The sequence below is a fragment of the Bradyrhizobium sp. AUGA SZCCT0431 genome, assembly GCF_018131065.1.
Taxonomy (GTDB): Bacteria; Pseudomonadota; Alphaproteobacteria; order Rhizobiales; family Xanthobacteraceae; genus Bradyrhizobium.
Genome location: NZ_JAFCLR010000011.1, coordinates 113395 through 128554, shown reverse-complemented (window position 1 = coordinate 128554; position 15160 = coordinate 113395). Strand labels below are relative to the sequence as shown.

Sequence of the window (15160 nt, the reverse complement as noted above, 5' to 3'; positions counted from 1 at the left end):
ATAGTTATGCCGACGCCGCGCCGATGGCGCGTTCCAGATCGCCGATGGCGCGCAGAAAACTGTCTGATGGCGTGGTCTCGGGATCGATCAGGCGGTGCAGGCGGAAGCCGTCTTCCATCGCAAGAACGATAGCCCCCCACCAGGCCGGATCGAGCACTGGATCCTTGCCGCTGTTCTTCGCTGCGGTCTCGACAATGTCGGCGATCAATTTTCGGCGAGCGCGCAGCCGCTTGGCGAGTTCGGGCCGGCGCTTTTCCGCGCGCGCCACGAACAGAATCATCTCCATGTGCAGCAAGGGCGAGCGGCCTAGCGGATCCTGCTGGCTGCGGTCCATCGTCTTCAGCGCGTCGATGAAATCCGGCAGGCTTTTGTGCTTCGCGAGCAGATCGTGAAGGCGCAGAATCGATTGCTCGACGTGATTCTCGAGCATGGCGATGATCAACTCGTCCTTGCTGGTGAAATTCGAATAGAATGCGCCGCGCGAGAAGCCGGCCGCGGCGGCAATGATTTCGATGCTGGCGCCGCCAATGCCCTGTTCCTCGAACACCCGCGCCGCCGCCTCGAACAGCTTGTCGCGGGTATCGTCCCTTGTCGGTCTGGTTCGCAACCTTGACATCGGCCCATTTTAGGTGAGAATGCAACTCAATACAACAGTGTATCGAGTTGCAGAGGCCCGGATGGCAAGATCCGGCATCAGCGGACGCGATGCGCTGATAGACTAACAAAAACTGCGGCGTGGAAACCAATCGAGGTCAATCATGAACGAGCACGTTCAGGCTGCGACGAGCGAGCTGCTTTTCAATCCGTTGTCACCGGAATTCATCCGCAATCCCTATCCGCATTACGCGCGGATGCGCACCACCGATCCCGTGCATCTGACGCCGCTCGGCCTCTATGTCGCCAGCCGGCACGCCGAGGCCAGTCTGGTGATCCGCGACAAGCGCTTTGGCAAGCAGCATGTCGAACGCACCATCCGGCGCTATGGGCCCAACATCATGGAGGAGCCGGCCTTTCGCAGCCTCGGTCTCATGATGCTGCAGCAGGATCCGCCCGATCACACCCGTCTGCGCGGACTGGTGGTGAAAGCGTTCACCGCGCGCCGGGTCGAGGACATGCGCCCGCGCATCCAGCAAATCGTCGACGAGACGCTCGACCGGATCATCCCGCAGGGGAAGATGGACCTGATCGAGGATTTCGCCTTCCGCCTGCCGGTGACCGTCATCTGCGACATGCTCGGCATCCCCGAAGAGCATCGCGAGGCGTTTTACACCCGGGCGCGCGGGGGTGGCCGCATTCTCGATCCGGTGCCGTTGTCGCCGGAGGAGATCAAGCAGGCCAACGAAGGCACAATGATTTCCGAGATGTATTTCCAGCAACTGTTCGAGTTGCGGCGAAAAAACCCCGGCGACGATCTGACCACGCAGCTGGTGCAGGCGGAGGAAGACGGTCACAAGCTCTCCAATGAGGAGCTGACGGCCAACATCATCCTGCTGTTCGGCGCCGGCCATGAGACGACCGTCAACCTGATCGGCAACGGCCTGCTGGCGCTGCATCGCAATCCGGACCAATTGGCGCTGCTCAAGGCCAGGCCCGAACTCATGACCAACGCGGTCGAAGAGTTCCTGCGCTACGATTCCTCCGTGCAACTGACCGGCCGGGTGGCGCTGGAAGACATCGACGACCTCGGCGGCAAGCGGATTCCAAAAGGCGAGACCGTGCTTTGCCTGCTCGGTTCGGCCAACCACGATCCGGCGGTCTACCCTGATCACCCCGAGCGTCTCGATATTACCCGGCCCAATGTGAAGCCGCTGTCCTTTGGCGGGGGTATCCACTTCTGTCTCGGCGCCCAGTTGGCGCGGATCGAGGCGGAGATCGCGCTTTCCACCCTGCTGCGCCGGATTCCCGACCTGCGGCTGGATGACGCGGTGAACCCGGAATGGCGGCCGACCTTCGTGCTCCGGGGCCTGAAGCATCTGCCGGCAAGCTGGTAACCATATCGCCTCGACATCGACGAGCCCTCAGGTTCTGAATAAATCGGAACCGGCGGGGCTATGGCGCTGATGCCGCTGTGACTTCGCCATACTTCTCTCTATATATTGGGCTGCTCCGGCCCTGAGTTCGCGTGGCGCGGTCTGTGCCGGAGCGGTTCATGGGGAGACACCGTGCAGACGACGCTGCTCGGCCTGGCAATCGCCTTCATCATTGCGCTGGTGGCCGCGCTTGTCGGGCCGTATTTCATCGACTGGAATCAATTCCGGCCGCAATTCGAGGCCGAGGCGAGCCGGATCATCGGCGCGCCGGTGCGCGTCGGCGGCAAACTCGACGCGCGGCTGTTGCCGGCGCCGTCGTTGCAGCTGCGCGCGGTGACGGTCGGCGGCGCCAGCGACCTTGGCAAGGTGCGCGCCGACAAGCTCGACGTCGAATTCAGCCTGGGTTCGCTGATGCGCGGCGAAGTGCGCGCCACCGAGCTTTCCATCAACGGCATGTCGCTCGATCTCGGGCTTGATCCAAAGGGCCGGATCGACTGGCCGGCCTCGACCGGAACGCTCAATCCGGGCTCGCTGGCGATCGATCGGCTCAATCTCACCGGCCGGATCGCGCTGCACGACGCCGCCAGCCGCAACACCCTCGAACTGAACGACATCGCCTTCTCCGGCGATGTCCGTTCGCTGGCGGGCTCGATCCGTGGCGACGGCAATTTCGTGCTGTCGGGCACGCGCTATCCGTTTCGGGTTTCTTCCGGCCAGACCGCCGACGGCAACGGCACCCGTGTCCATTTGAACATCGATCCCGGCCCGAACACGCTTTCGGCCGATCTCGACGGCATATTGTCTTTCGAGACGCGGGCGCCGCGTTTCGATGGCACGATGATATTGGCGAGTCCGCCCCGCCCAAAGGCCGGCGACTTCGATACGTCGCCGCCATCCTGGCGTGTCAGCTCCCGCGTCAAGGCCGATTACTCAACCGCACGGCTTGATGCGCTCGAGGTGACGTATGGCGCGGACGAACGCGCGCTGAAACTGGCGGGAAATGGCGACATGCGCTTCGGCGGCTCGCCGCTGCTGCGGGCTTCGCTCGTCGCGCGCCAGCTTGATGCCGACAGATTCTTCGCCAAGGACAGCAAGGACGTCAGCGCCACCGAACCGGTCCGTGTGTTGCCGGCGGTGCGCGCGCTGATGTCGGGCCTTCCGCAAGTCCCGATCGCGGCGCAGATCGGATTAGCCTCCGAGCAGGTGATGCTGGGCGGCCGTCCGTTGCAGGACATCGCTGCCGAACTGCATGGCGATGCGAAATCCTGGAGCGTACGCAAGCTGGAGTTTCGCGCGCCGGGCACGACGCGGGTCTCGTTGAGCGAGGCGATCGCAAAAGGCGCGTCGCCGGATCAGTTCAAGGCCGCGCTCAACGTCGAATCGTCAGATCCCGACGCGTTGATGACCTGGCTGCAGGGCCGCGGCGACATCGGCTATCGCAGCCAGAAGCCGTTGCGGCTGCGCGGCGACGTCACCATTGCGCCTGATGGATTCGCCATCGAAGCGATGAAGGCCGAGATCGATGGCGGCGCCGTTGAAGGCCGTATCGCGGTGTCACACCGGCAAGCGGGCAATGGCTCGAAGATCACGGCGGAGTTGAAGGCCGAGCGCCTCGACCTCGATGCGGCCACGGCATTGGCGCGTTCGCTGGCCGGCCCGCAGGCCGAATGGCCGGACGAAGGGCGGCTGTCACTGGATATCGGCCGCGCCATTTCCGCCGGCCAGGAGTTGCGGCCGCTGGTGGCCAGGCTTGGTTACGGACCGAAAGCGTTTTCGCTCGACCAGTTGAATATCGGCCAGCCTGACAAGGTCGCGTTGGAAGGCATCGGCCGTTTCGATCGCTTCGCTTCGATTGGGAAGCTGGAACTTCATTCGACGGCGTCGTCGTTTGGCCAGATCACCGCGTTGGTGGCGCCGTTTGCGCCGTCGCTGGCTGCGCGGCTCAATGCGATGGGGGCGAGCCCGGGGCCTGCGCGCGTCAAACTCGCGCTCGAACTCAACAAGAGCGCCGGGCAGGCCGATCTTGCCAACGCGCGCGCGGTGGTCGACATCGATTCGCCGCAGCTCAAGGGAATCACCACGATCACCGCAAAGCCGGCAGTGATGGCGATCCAGGGCATCGATCTGCAGGCGCTGGGGCGCAGCGAAATCGGCATCGATTCGAAGATGTCGTCGGGGCAGGGCCGTGCCTTGCTGGCGCTGCTGGGGCTGGATCGCGCGATGACCGCCGGCGACGGTCCGGCGCAGTTCGAAGGCTCGGCGACGGGGGCATGGGGTGCGTCGCTGCGGCTCAAGGCGAAGATCTCCGGAAAGGGCCTGGACGCCGACGCTGACGGTACGGCGGAGCCATGGGCGCAGGAGGCCAAGGGCAGTTTCTCCCTGAAAGTTCGCAGCGCCGATTTCGGGCCGTTGCTCGACCTCAAGCCGACGGACACGCTGGCACAGAATATCGGCCTGTCCTCGCGCGTGTCACTCGCAGGCAACAAGCTCACGTTCGACGATCTCGACAGCAGCATTGCCGGTTCACGGCTGCGCGGACACGTCGCGGTTACCTTGGGCGACGAAAAAAATATCGAAGGTGAAATCGGCCTCGACCAAATCGCGCTGGCGCCGGCCTTTGCGTTGGCGATGGGGGCTGCCGGACACGATGCGGCGGAGCCGCTCACCGCGGGGCTGGTCAAGGGCTGGCGCGGCAAGGTCGCGTTCCAGGCATTGCGTGGCTTGCTGCCGGGCGGCAGCGAATTACAACCGGTGAGCGGGATTGTGAAAGGCGACGGCCAGTCGCTGACCTTCGATTCCATCAAGGGCAAGATCGGCGGCGGCGAGGCCTCGGCCACGATCGACGCCAGGCAGGGCCCAAATGGCATTGCGATGAATGCGAGCGTGCAGCTCAGTAGCGTCGATGGCACGGCGCTGCGCTATCGCAATCTCGCGATGCCCGCGGGCCGCGCGTCGCTGCAGATGGCGTTGGCAAGCCAGGGCCGGAGCGCGGCGGCGCTGACCGGCGCACTCTCCGGCAGCGGAACCGTGACGCTGGAATCCGCGAGGATTGCCGGGCTCGATCCGCGCGCCTTTGAGGTGGCGGTTCGCGCCAGCGATGGCGGCCAGGCCAAGGACGATGCGAGGCTGAGGCAAATCGTCGAACCGGCGCTGCTGGCCGGCGCATTGTCGGTCGGCTCGGCGCAAATCCCGTTCAACATCCGGGATGGCCGGCTACGCGTCGGCGCCACCACGCTCGACGCCAATGGCGTGCGCGCCACCGTCTCCGGCGGCTATGATATTCCGGCCGATCAGGCCGACATCCGCGCCGCGCTGGCGCTGACGATGGTGGGACCGGCGACCGGCCGCCCCGAGATTCAATTGTTTGCCGTGGGCACGCCCGATGCGCTCAATCGCAGCGTCGATGTGACGGCGTTGTCGTCCTGGCTGGCGGTGCGGACGATCGATCACGAAACCAGAAGGCTGGATGCGATCGAGCGTGGCGAACCCCCGCCGCCGATGCCGGCGCCGATATCGCTGCCGCCGGATGCGGTGGTGCCATTAGCGCCGGAATTGGCTTCGCCGAGCGAGGCGCTGCCGCCAGTGCCGGTGCCCGGCCGCGATCCGCGCCGGCCGCCGGCAGCAAAGCCAAAGGCCGCCACACCGCCGCGCCCGCCGGCGCCCATCGCGACGGCACCTGCGCCTGCGCCCGCGCCGGTCACGACCCAGCAACAGGTTGCGCCGCTGCCGCCGCCGATCGAGGTCAGGCCCGCGCCCGGCGCCGCCGCGAAGCCCAGGCCGAAGCCGCCGCTGTCGCTGACGCCGCAGGTCGCCAATCCACCGCCGCGGCCGGCGCTGCAGAATAACTAGAGCACGATCTCGCGCTGGATCCCGATCGACTGCAAAAATGCCTGGTCGTGGCTGATCACGATCAGCGCGCCGTCGAATCCCTTCAACGCAACTTCCAGTTCCTCGATCGAGGCGAGATCGAGGTGATTGGTCGGCTCATCCAGCAGCAGCATGAAGGGCGGTTGAGGTCTCGCGAACACGCAAGCCATTCCCGCGCGCAGCCGTTCGCCGCCGGACAGCGTGCCGGCGATTTGCAGCGCCGCGCGGTTGCGAAAGGCAAAGCGGGCGAGCGCGGCGTGCGCTTCATTTGCTGTCAGTTCCGGATTGAGGCGGCGCAGATTGTCGAGGACGGATGAAGCCGGATCGAGCAGCCCGACATGCTGGTCAAGGACGGCGATGCGATCGGTCAGGCGGCGGATCTCGCCGCACGCAGGTTTCAGTTCGCCCGTGATCAGTCGGAACAGCGTGGTCTTGCCGGAGCCGTTGGCGCCGCGGATCGCGATCCGCTCGGGCCCGCGCACCTCGAATGACAGCGGGCCGAACAAAGGGCGGCCTTCAAAGGACATCATCACATCCTTGAAGGCGACGAGTTCGCGGCCGCCGGGCAGGTTGGCCTTGGGCAGGTCGATCGCAAGCGGTGTCAGGACTTCCACTTTGGCGCGGGCTTCTTCGAGGGCGCCGGTACGGTCGTTGAGCAGGCGATCGGCAAGGTGGCCCTCGCGGGCGCTGCTCGCTTCCGCGATCTGCTTTTGGGCACCCAACATGATCCTTGCCTGGCTGCCCGAGCGTGCGTAGGCGCGACCAACACTGTCGCGGCGCGCCTTCTTCTCGCGCGCTTTCTGAATAGACCGTTCGGTATCGCGCAGCGCGTCCGACGCGCGCTCGAGTTCGGCTCCGGCGCGGGCGCGGGCGGCGTCGCGCGCCTCGGCGAAGGTGGACCACGCGCCGCCAAACACGGTAATGCCGACCGGCATCAGTTCGACGATGCGGTCGACGCGCTCCAGCAGCGCGCGGTCATGGCTGGCGACGAGCGCGCCGCCCTGCCAGCGTGCGAGCAGTTGCGCCACCGCTTGCCTTCCATCGGCGTCGAGATTGTTGGTGGGCTCATCGAGCAACAACAAGTCCGGTGCCTCGATCAAGAGTCGTGCCAGCGCGACGCGCGTTCGTTCGCCGCCGCTCAGCGAGGCGATCGGACGATCGAGCGGCATCGCGGGCAGGCCGGTTTCGACCAGTGCGGTATGCAATCTCGCTTCCAGCGTCCAGTCGGCATCCGCGGTATCGTCGAGCGAGCCCTCGCCGCGTTCGAGACGGCGCAGGCGGGCGAGGTCGCCGGCAACACCGAGCGCTTGCGCGACCGTCTGCCGGTCATCCGCCAGCTGCGCGAGCATGCCGATCGAGCCGATGCGTTGCACGGATCCGCCGGCAGGTTCGCTCTCGCCCGCGATCAGGCGCAGCAGTGTGGATTTGCCGGAGCCGTTGCGGCCGACGAGCCCCGTTCGCTCGCGCCCAAGCGCAAGCGTCAGTCCGTCGAACAGTGGCCGGCCGTCAGGTGTATTGAGGGAAATCGAATCCAGAATGAGAAAGGCGGGCATGAAGAGCTTCCGAAATGGACAGGGATCGCGGCGCGGTGTGCATTGCGATGTCCATTGCTCTCTCCATGTGTCCGTGTGGCTCGATCGGCATTTCCTAGAAACTTGCCGGCCCCAAGGCAAGGGCGTCCTCGACGATCTCTCCGATTTGTGAGGACGCCCCGACGAAGTCGGGGAATGTACGGTGCAAGGCGGGGTTGATGGATACGGCTGGAGGAATTCCTATCCTCGAGAGCAGGAGGCGCGCGTGTTCAAATCCGTGATCAGGTTAGTAACACTGGCAATGTCCTTGATGGCGCTGGCCGTTGCGGCACCGCCGGTTCCAGCCTTTGCCGCCGGAGGTGGCGGCGGCGCCGATTCACCGATGGCGACGCCCCCACCGCCGGAAACCAGGTCGGCGCCGCGGCCCGCCAGAAGCAGCACCCAAAAGGCCAAGAAGAAAGCCAAGGAAACCAGCCTCGGCGACCCCGCCTTTATCCAGGGGTATCGCGCAGCCTATGCGACGATTTATGACCGCAACGAGTATGCCGGCGCCATCGAGCAGTTGAAGGCGCTCGGCCACGACGATCATCCCAACGTGGCCAATCTGATCGGCTACTCCTATCGCAAGCTCGGCGACTACAAACTGTCGCAAGCCTGGTACGAGCGCGCGCTCAAGGCGGATCCCAACCACGTGCTGACCTGGCAGTACTACGGCCTCTGGCAGATCGAGCAGGGCAACCGTGATTCTGCGCAATATCATTTGAGCCGGATCGCTGCGATCTGCGGCACCGACTGCACGGAATATCGTTCGCTCGCGGCCGCGCTTGAAAAGCCGCCCGGTTCGAGCCTCGTCTATTGAGGTGTGCGAGATAATCGCCGCGGGCGTATTCCCTTGCGAGAAGCGCCTGCGGCTAGTTTGAGCCCGACGAAATGCGTTCTAGCTCTGCGGTCTGGCCTCAGGAGCAACTGCGGCCGCCGGCATCGCGCGGGTGCGGAAATAGTCCAGCACGAACAGACGTATCGCCGAGGACAAATTGCCCTGCTGGCGGTTGCTGTCGATCTCGCCGACCAGTTCGGACAGCGTCATGTTCCGCAGGCCCGAGATTTCCTTCATGCCGTTCCAGAACGCCTCTTCGAGGCTGACGCTGGTCTTGTGGCCGGCGACCACGATCGAGCGCTTGACGACCGGCGACTTCATGATGCGTCTCCGCCGTCGATGCGATGTTGATCCAGCAAGTTCCCGGCGCGATCCTTCGCCTGCTCGTCGAGCGCGCGTTCGGATTTGGTACGGCCGAACCGCGCGCGGTTGGCGTCGGCCTGCTTGGCCGAGGCTTCGCGCTCGTTGCGCTTCTTGAAGCGCTTCAGGTTGACCACGTCCCCCATGCTCGCCTCCATCATCCGGCGACTTGAAGGTGTGAAAATCCATTACGTATGCAAACGTGATCACGCCGCGCGCGTGCAAAATCGATCGTCATCAGAATCCCCGTGTAGCGCTCTCTGATAGCATCAAAAAATAAGTTTCGCTCTGCGAAAACCAAATATTTTGTGCTCGTACCTTGTGTCCGCGAGATGGCGATAGATGAGCAAACTCATTCTTTGGGAGTTATGATCAATAATCACGTCACGCACGTCCGTAGTTTACCGGGGTCGCGCGACCGTTAGCCCGGGTGTGTCATCTTGTCGGGCTGGACCAGGCGATCGAACTCGGCCGCAGTAACGAACCCAAGCCGCACAGCCTCTTCTTTCAACGTGGTTCCGCGCGCATGCGCCGATTTGGCGACCTTGGCGGCGTTGTCGTAACCGATCTTGGGCGCGAGCGCCGTCACCAGCATCAGTGAACGCTCCATCAGATCGCGGATGCGCTTTTCGTCGGCGCGTATTCCCACCACGCAATGCTCGGTGAAGGAGCGAACCACATCCGACAGCAATTGGATGGAATTCAACATACAATATGCCAGCACGGGCTTGTACACGTTCAGCTCGAAATGGCCCTGGCTGCCGGCGACCGTCACGGCGGTCTGGTTGCCGAACACCTGGCAGCAAACCATCGTCAGTGCTTCGCATTGGGTCGGGTTGACCTTGCCCGGCATGATCGAAGAACCCGGTTCGTTTTCGGGCAGGATCAATTCGCCGAGGCCGGAGCGCGGGCCCGATCCCAAGAGGCGAATATCGTTGGCGATCTTGAACAGGCCGGTCGCCACCGAGTTGATCGCGCCATGCACCAGCACATAGGCGTCGTTGGAAGCCAGCGCCTCGAACTTGTTGGCGGCACTCGTGAACGGCAGTTTTGTAATCTTGGCGACGTGCCTTGCGAAGGTCCTCGCGAATTTCGGTTTCGAGTTGAGGCCGGTGCCCACAGCGGTGCCACCCTGCGCCAGCGGGAACAGATCCTTCACCGCCACGCGCAGCCGTGCGATGCCGCTTTCCACCTGTGCGGCGTAGCCGGAAAATTCCTGACCCAGCGTCAGCGGCGTCGCATCCTGGGTATGGGTGCGGCCGATCTTGACGATCCTGGCGAACGCCTTTTCCTTCCTGCGCAGTTCGCGATGCAATTCGCTCAGGGCCGGGATCAGATCGTCAATAATGCGTCCGGCGGCGGCGATATGCATCGCGGTCGGGAATGAATCATTCGACGACTGGCTCATATTAACGTGATCGTTGGGATGAACCGGCTTCTTGGCGCCGAGTTCGCCGCCGAGCATCTGGTTGGCGCGGTTGCCGATCACCTCGTTGAGATTCATGTTGGTCTGGGTGCCCGAACCGGTTTGCCAGACCACCAGCGGAAAATGATCGTCGAGCTTGCCCTCGATCACCTCGCGCGCGGCGCGGGTGATGGCGGTGGCGCGGCGCGCGTCGAGCAGGCCGAGGTCGCGGTTGGTCTGCGCGGCGGCGAGCTTGACGATGCCGAGCGCATGGACGAGCGCGGTCGGCATGCGGTCATGGCCGATGCGGAAATTCTGCCGCGAGCGCTCGGTCTGCGCGCCCCAATAGCGATCGGCGGGGACGTCAATGGGCCCGAAACTGTCGGTTTCGCTGCGGGTGGATTTGGATCGCGGGGATGTCGCTCGTCGGGCCATCAATGAATTCCGTTACGCGTGGATGCGGAACGGTCATTGTAGCGCGCCGCGGATTTTCCCGCGCGTAGATTGTCTCCAGTTATTTCTTGCGGAAACGATCCAGCCGCACCACTTCCGCGCCCTCGCTCGGCTTGGCCGGCTCATCCTTGCTCTCGTCCTTGCTTTCGGCGGCTGTGGCCGGTGCAGGAACGGGCAGGCTGGGGGCCGCGGCAACGGCGGGCAGGTTGGCGGTGGGCGTTTCGGCGGCCTCGTCGGATGGCTCGAATTGCAGCCCGAACTTCACCGAGGGATCGAGGAAGCTCTTGATCGCCGCGAACGGAACCACCAGCCGCTCGGGGATGCCGCCGAACGACAGGCCGACCTCGAAGCGATCCTCGCTCACCACCAGATCCCAGAACTGGTGCTGGAGGATGATGGTCATCTCTTCCGGATATTGCGCCAGCAGCCGCGGCGACAGTTTGACGCCGTCGGCGGTGGACAGGAAGGTGATGAAGAAATGATGCTCGCCGGGCAGGCCGTGCTCGGCGGCGTCGGTCAGCACGCGGCGCAGCACCCCGCGCAGCGCGTCGCGCGCCAGCACGTCATAACGGATGTGGTCGGTCGCCATGGTGGTCCTGTCACGTTGAGATGGGTGGCACTGCCGGTCGCCCGACTCGCCATTTTGACCCATGCTACCCCGGCGGGGGCCGCAGGTCAGCAGGCGTCATCGATCGAATTTCCGGCAGAAGCGTTCCGCCGAGCGGCAAATCGCAAGAAAACTCACAAGAAAACTCACAAGAAATCTCGCAGGAAAAGCGGGAGCAAATAAAGTGGAGGCTTCTGTTGCCAGGTGCCTCCGAACCCCGCCTAGCGGAGCTTAACCCACTAGGACTTTAGACTTGGTTTTTCAAACTGCGTTACGCAGCCTGAGCAACCGGAGCATAGTTGTCGTTTGCAACTATTGCATAGCCCGATAACGGCGGAACCATACCGAGAAAAAACACGCCCTTTACGCCCTCGTCGATCCTGTTTCGCCCCCGCCGAAACCCGCCTTCAAAGGTGGGCTTGGGTGGAGGCGCCGGGTACTGCCCCCGGGTCCGAATGGTTTATTGCGACGGCAATTTATTTCCATAGCCGGCGAGCCGGCACCTCTAATATAGGGGGCAAAGGCTGAGAAAAATAGTGCCGGGATGGGCGTGGAATGCGCGGGAACCGGACGAATTGGGATTGGCCTTGGCGGTGCCGCCGTTCTAGATTTTGCGCCATGCCTTCGAAATCCATGCCTTCGAAGTCCATGGCTTCGAAGTCCATGGCTTCGGAATCCCCGCCGGCCGCCGTCCCGGCGCCGGATCTTCCTGCATCGCACCCGCCAAACCAGCCCGGCCTGCTCGAGCTGTTCGTGGCGTTCGCCAAAATGTCGCTGGCCGGCTTCGGCGGGGTGCTGGTCTGGGCCCGGCGCGGCATCGTCGACCAGCACCGCTGGATGACGGCGGAAGAATTCAACGAGACCTTCGCGCTGTGCCATTTTCTGCCAGGGCCCAATATCGTCAACCTGTCGGTCGTGTTCGGCTCGCGCTTTCGTGGCATTGCCGGCGGCATCGCGGCCTTTGCCGGGCTGGTCGGCCCGCCCATGGTGATCGCCACGATCCTCGCGGCGCTGTACGCGCGCTACGGCGAGATCGACGCGCTGCGGCGGATCCTGGCCGGCGTCTCCTGCGCGGCGGTCGGGCTTCTGATGGCCGTCGTCTTCAAGATGATGATGCCGCTGATCAAAAAGCGCGACCTGGTCGGGCTCGTGTTCCTGCTCGCGGTATTCATTGCCATCGGCGTGCTGCGGCTGCCGCTGCAGACGGTGCTGCTGGTGGCGGTCCCGCTCAGCCTCGGCATTACCTATTTTCTGCGCCAGCGGGTGGCCGCATGAATTCGGACGGCAATCCGATTTCGACGCTCGTTTGGACTTTCGGTTTGATGTCGCTGTTTGCGGTTGGCGGCGCGAATTCGGCCATACCCGAGATGCACCGGATCGCGGTCGACGTTCACCACTGGATGAATGACAAGCAATTCGCCGACATCTTCGCCATCTCCCAGCTCTCGCCGGGGCCGAACGTGCTGATCGTGACCCTGATCGGCTATTCCGTCGCTGGGGTGGCCGGTGCGCTGGCGGCGACCCTGGCGATGTGCGGCCCGACCGCCGTCCTTGCCTATTATGTGAGCCGTCTTTTGCAGCGGTCGAGCCAATCCCGCTGGCCCGCCATTATCCAGGCGGCCCTTGTTCCGCTTTCGATCGGCCTGATGGGCGCCAGTGGCCTGATTTTGGCGCTGACTTCGGACCTTAGCTGGGTGGCCGGCCTGATTACGGCGGCCGCCGCGGTTCTGGCCTTTGCGACGCGGCTCAATCCGGTCTGGATATTGCTGGCCGGAGGTGCTTTGGGTTTTGCTGGCGTTATCTGAGGAAAATCGCTAGGCAAGACCTTGGGACTGTGCACAAAAGCCATCCAATCAGAAACGCCATCCAATCAGAACGGGCGGGAAGCCCTGTCGGGGGGAGAGATATCGATGAGTGATACGCCGAGCCACGGGCCGGTCAAATCGATCATGCCGAAATGGGTTCGCGGTCCGCAGGACTTCGTCGGCGGGGTCGCGCTGATCGCTATCGCGCTGTTCGCCCTGTGGGCGTCGAGCGATTTGCAGGGCATGCGGGGGTTCTCGTTCGGGGCCGGAACCGCGCCGCGCATGTTCGCCTTTCTGTTGCTTGGCCTCGGCGTTGCGGTGATGGTCGTCGGCCTCGTCACCGAGGGCGCGCACCTGGCGAAATACCATTGGCGCGGCCCGCTGTTCGTATCGCTGGCGATCCTGTCCTTTGCGCTCATGATCCGCCCGATGGGCCTGATCGTCACGGCGTTCTCGAGCTTCCTGATTGCGGCATTGGGCACGCCGGAAACGAAATGGACGGAAACCATCATCGTCGCCGTGTGCCTGACGGCGTTCTGCAGCCTGTTGTTTCCCTACGCGCTGGGTCTGCCCTTGCAGATGCTGCCCAAATTTATGATCCGGTGAGGGTGTGATGGGTGACGTTTTTTCAAACCTTAGCCTCGGCTTCGGCGTCGTATTCCAGCTGGTGCAGTGGACCCCCGCTTTTCTTGGCGGCGTGTCGATTCCCATTCCCGTCAACATTCTGCTCTGCCTGATTGGTGCACTGGTCGGAACGCTGGTCGGCGTGCTGCCGGGCATCGGCACCATCGCCACGGTCGCCATGCTGCTGCCGATCACGTTCGGCCTGCCGCCGGTCGGCGCGCTGATCATGCTCGCCGGCATCTACTACGGTGCGCAATACGGCGGTTCGACCACCTCGATCCTGGTCAACATTCCAGGCGAGGCGGGCTCCGTGGTGACCGCGCTCGACGGTTTTCAGATGGCCAAGAAGGGACGTGCAGGTCCGGCACTGGCGATCGCGGCGATCGGCTCGTTCTTTGCCGGCTGCGTCGCGACAGTTCTGATCGCGCTGCTTGGCGCGCCGCTGACCAAGATCGCGCTGGCGTTCGGGCCGGCCGAATATTTCTCGCTGATGGTGCTCGGCCTGATCTTCGCGGTGGTGCTTGCCAAGGGCTCGGTGCTGAAGGCGATCGCGATGATCGTGTTCGGCCTGCTGTTGTCGATGGTCGGGTCCGACATCGAGACCGGCGCATCGCGGATGGCTTTCAACATCCCCGAACTCGCGGACGGCCTCGGCTTTGCCACCGTCGCGATGGGCCTGTTCGGCTTCGCCGAGATCATCCGCAATCTCGATGCGGGCGGCGAAACCGACCGCCAGCTGGTGCAGCAGAAGGTCACCGGCCTGATGCCGACCAAAAAAGACCTGCTGGATTCCACGCCGGCGATCCTGCGTGGCACGGTGCTGGGATCGATCCTCGGCATTCTGCCGGGCGGCGGCGCGGTCATCGCATCCTTCGCCGCCTATACGCTGGAAAAGAAGGTATCGAAGCATCCGCAGAAATTCGGTCACGGCGTGATCGAGGGTGTCGCGGCGCCTGAGAGCGCCAACAACGCGGCGGCCCAGACCTCGTTCATCCCGCTATTGACGCTCGGCATCCCGCCGAACGCTGTCATGGCGCTGATGGTCGGCGCGATGACCATTCACGGTATCGTGCCGGGACCGCAGGTGATGCAGAAGCAGCCCGAACTCGTCTGGGGCATGATCGCTTCGATGTGGGTCGGCAATTTGATGCTGCTGATCATCAACCTGCCGCTGGTCGGGATCTGGGTGCGGCTGTTGCGCGTGCCCTATCGGCTGATGTTCCCCTCGATCGTGGTGTTCTGCGCGATCGGCATCTATTCGGTGAACAATGCGCCGACGGACGTGGTGCTCGCCGGCGTGTTCGGGCTGGTCGGATACTGGCTGATCAAGCATGATTTCGAGCCGGCGCCGCTGCTGCTCGGAATGGTGCTCGGACCGCTGATGGAGGAGAACCTGCGCCGGGCGCTGCTGATCTCGCGCGGTGACTGGTCAGTGTTCCTGACGCGTCCGCTATCGGCGGTGTTGATGGCGATCGCTGCAGGCCTGCTGGTGCTGGCGGTACTGCCATCGCTCCGCAAGAAGCGCGATCAGGTGTTCGTGGAGTCCGAGAACTGACCTGCGTCGGCTCGCCACAGCCCGAAGTCGAATCGACTTCGTTCG

The 15160-nt window shown here is 63.9% G+C and carries 13 protein-coding genes and 1 other RNA gene; 7 read left to right on the top strand and 7 right to left on the bottom strand.

The window, feature by feature from the left end; genetic code table 11:
• Positions 1-4: 4 nt before the first annotated feature.
• Positions 5-616 carry a TetR/AcrR family transcriptional regulator gene (locus JQ567_RS13070; protein WP_212439183.1) on the bottom strand — a complete coding sequence of 204 codons (612 nt, stop codon included), beginning with the start codon at positions 614-616 and terminating at the stop codon, positions 5-7.
• 142 nt (positions 617-758) lie between these two features.
• Here JQ567_RS13070 and JQ567_RS13065 point away from each other — a divergent pair, with 142 nt between their 5' ends.
• Together JQ567_RS13065 and JQ567_RS13060 are read left to right on the top strand one after the other, a co-directional pair.
• Entirely contained in the window at positions 759-1991 is a 1233-nt protein-coding gene (locus JQ567_RS13065) for a cytochrome P450 (protein ID WP_212439182.1), read from the top strand.
• A gap of 171 nt (positions 1992-2162) precedes the next feature.
• Positions 2163-5879: an AsmA family protein gene (locus JQ567_RS13060; protein ID WP_212439181.1), complete on the top strand. Its 3717-nt coding sequence runs from the start codon at positions 2163-2165 to the stop codon at positions 5877-5879.
• Here JQ567_RS13060 and JQ567_RS13055 read toward each other — a convergent pair.
• The gene (locus JQ567_RS13055; protein ID WP_212439180.1) at positions 5876-7450 is read right to left on the bottom strand and encodes an ABC-F family ATP-binding cassette domain-containing protein; all 1575 of its coding nucleotides are present in this window, start codon (positions 7448-7450) and stop codon (positions 5876-5878) included. The two genes, JQ567_RS13060 and JQ567_RS13055, sit on opposite strands and share 4 nt — an antisense overlap.
• Positions 7451-7694: 244 nt before the next feature.
• Between JQ567_RS13055 and JQ567_RS13050 the strand changes: the two genes are divergently transcribed.
• Positions 7695-8288 (top strand): tetratricopeptide repeat protein, encoded by a 594-nt coding sequence (locus JQ567_RS13050; protein WP_312017393.1) that lies wholly within the window; start codon positions 7695-7697, stop codon positions 8286-8288.
• 78 nt (positions 8289-8366) lie between these two features.
• On the opposite strand, the gene JQ567_RS13045 is transcribed toward JQ567_RS13050, so the two are convergent.
• The 5 genes from JQ567_RS13045 to ssrA form a co-directional block, all read right to left on the bottom strand.
• A complete protein-coding gene (locus JQ567_RS13045) occupies positions 8367-8627 on the bottom strand; it encodes a ribbon-helix-helix domain-containing protein (protein ID WP_192738002.1) in 261 nt (86 codons plus the stop codon).
• On the bottom strand, positions 8624-8812 hold the full coding sequence (locus tag JQ567_RS13040) for a DUF4169 family protein (protein WP_192738001.1): 189 nt from the start codon (positions 8810-8812) through the stop codon (positions 8624-8626). Before JQ567_RS13040 ends, JQ567_RS13045 begins: the two co-directional genes overlap by 4 nt.
• Before the next feature lie 275 nt (positions 8813-9087).
• Positions 9088-10506, bottom strand: a complete 1419-nt coding sequence (gene fumC, locus JQ567_RS13035) for a class II fumarate hydratase (protein WP_212439179.1) — start codon at positions 10504-10506, stop codon at positions 9088-9090.
• Positions 10507-10585: 79 nt separating this feature from the next.
• Positions 10586-11113: an SspB family protein gene (locus JQ567_RS13030; protein WP_212439178.1), complete on the bottom strand. Its 528-nt coding sequence runs from the start codon at positions 11111-11113 to the stop codon at positions 10586-10588.
• A gap of 201 nt (positions 11114-11314) precedes the next feature.
• Positions 11315-11671, bottom strand: a transfer-messenger RNA (tmRNA) gene (gene ssrA, locus JQ567_RS13025).
• Between the two features lie 123 nt (positions 11672-11794).
• On the opposite strand from ssrA, the gene JQ567_RS13020 reads away from it, so the two are divergent.
• From JQ567_RS13020 to JQ567_RS13005, 4 genes are all read left to right on the top strand, one after another.
• A complete protein-coding gene (locus JQ567_RS13020; RefSeq protein WP_212439266.1) occupies positions 11795-12406 on the top strand; it encodes a chromate transporter in 612 nt (203 codons plus the stop codon).
• Positions 12403-12936 (top strand): chromate transporter, encoded by a 534-nt coding sequence (locus JQ567_RS13015; RefSeq protein ID WP_212034468.1) that lies wholly within the window; start codon positions 12403-12405, stop codon positions 12934-12936. Before JQ567_RS13020 ends, JQ567_RS13015 begins: the two co-directional genes overlap by 4 nt.
• A gap of 105 nt (positions 12937-13041) precedes the next feature.
• Complete coding sequence (locus JQ567_RS13010) at positions 13042-13542, top strand: tripartite tricarboxylate transporter TctB family protein (protein WP_212439177.1); 501 nt, start codon at positions 13042-13044, stop codon at positions 13540-13542.
• Between the two features lie 7 nt (positions 13543-13549).
• Positions 13550-15115, top strand: coding sequence for a tripartite tricarboxylate transporter permease (locus JQ567_RS13005; protein ID WP_212439176.1), 1566 nt, complete (start codon positions 13550-13552; stop codon positions 15113-15115).
• Positions 15116-15160: the final 45 nt, after the last annotated feature.

Excerpts from the sequence above, each read along its gene's own strand:
- JQ567_RS13070 (WP_212439183.1), bottom strand. The coding sequence starts at position 616 with ATGTCAAGGTTGCGAACCAGACCGACAAGGGACGATACCCGCGACAAG.
- JQ567_RS13065 (WP_212439182.1), top strand. The coding sequence starts at position 759 with ATGAACGAGCACGTTCAGGCTGCGACGAGCGAGCTGCTTTTCAATCCG.
- JQ567_RS13055 (WP_212439180.1), bottom strand. The coding sequence starts at position 7,450 with ATGCCCGCCTTTCTCATTCTGGATTCGATTTCCCTCAATACACCTGAC.
- JQ567_RS13045 (WP_192738002.1), bottom strand. The coding sequence starts at position 8,627 with ATGAAGTCGCCGGTCGTCAAGCGCTCGATCGTGGTCGCCGGCCACAAG.
- JQ567_RS13040 (WP_192738001.1), bottom strand. The coding sequence starts at position 8,812 with ATGGGGGACGTGGTCAACCTGAAGCGCTTCAAGAAGCGCAACGAGCGC.
- fumC (WP_212439179.1), bottom strand. The coding sequence starts at position 10,506 with ATGGCCCGACGAGCGACATCCCCGCGATCCAAATCCACCCGCAGCGAA.
- JQ567_RS13030 (WP_212439178.1), bottom strand. The coding sequence starts at position 11,113 with ATGGCGACCGACCACATCCGTTATGACGTGCTGGCGCGCGACGCGCTG.
- JQ567_RS13020 (WP_212439266.1), top strand. The coding sequence starts at position 11,795 with ATGGCTTCGGAATCCCCGCCGGCCGCCGTCCCGGCGCCGGATCTTCCT.
- JQ567_RS13015 (WP_212034468.1), top strand. The coding sequence starts at position 12,403 with ATGAATTCGGACGGCAATCCGATTTCGACGCTCGTTTGGACTTTCGGT.
- JQ567_RS13010 (WP_212439177.1), top strand. The coding sequence starts at position 13,042 with ATGAGTGATACGCCGAGCCACGGGCCGGTCAAATCGATCATGCCGAAA.
- JQ567_RS13005 (WP_212439176.1), top strand. The coding sequence starts at position 13,550 with ATGGGTGACGTTTTTTCAAACCTTAGCCTCGGCTTCGGCGTCGTATTC.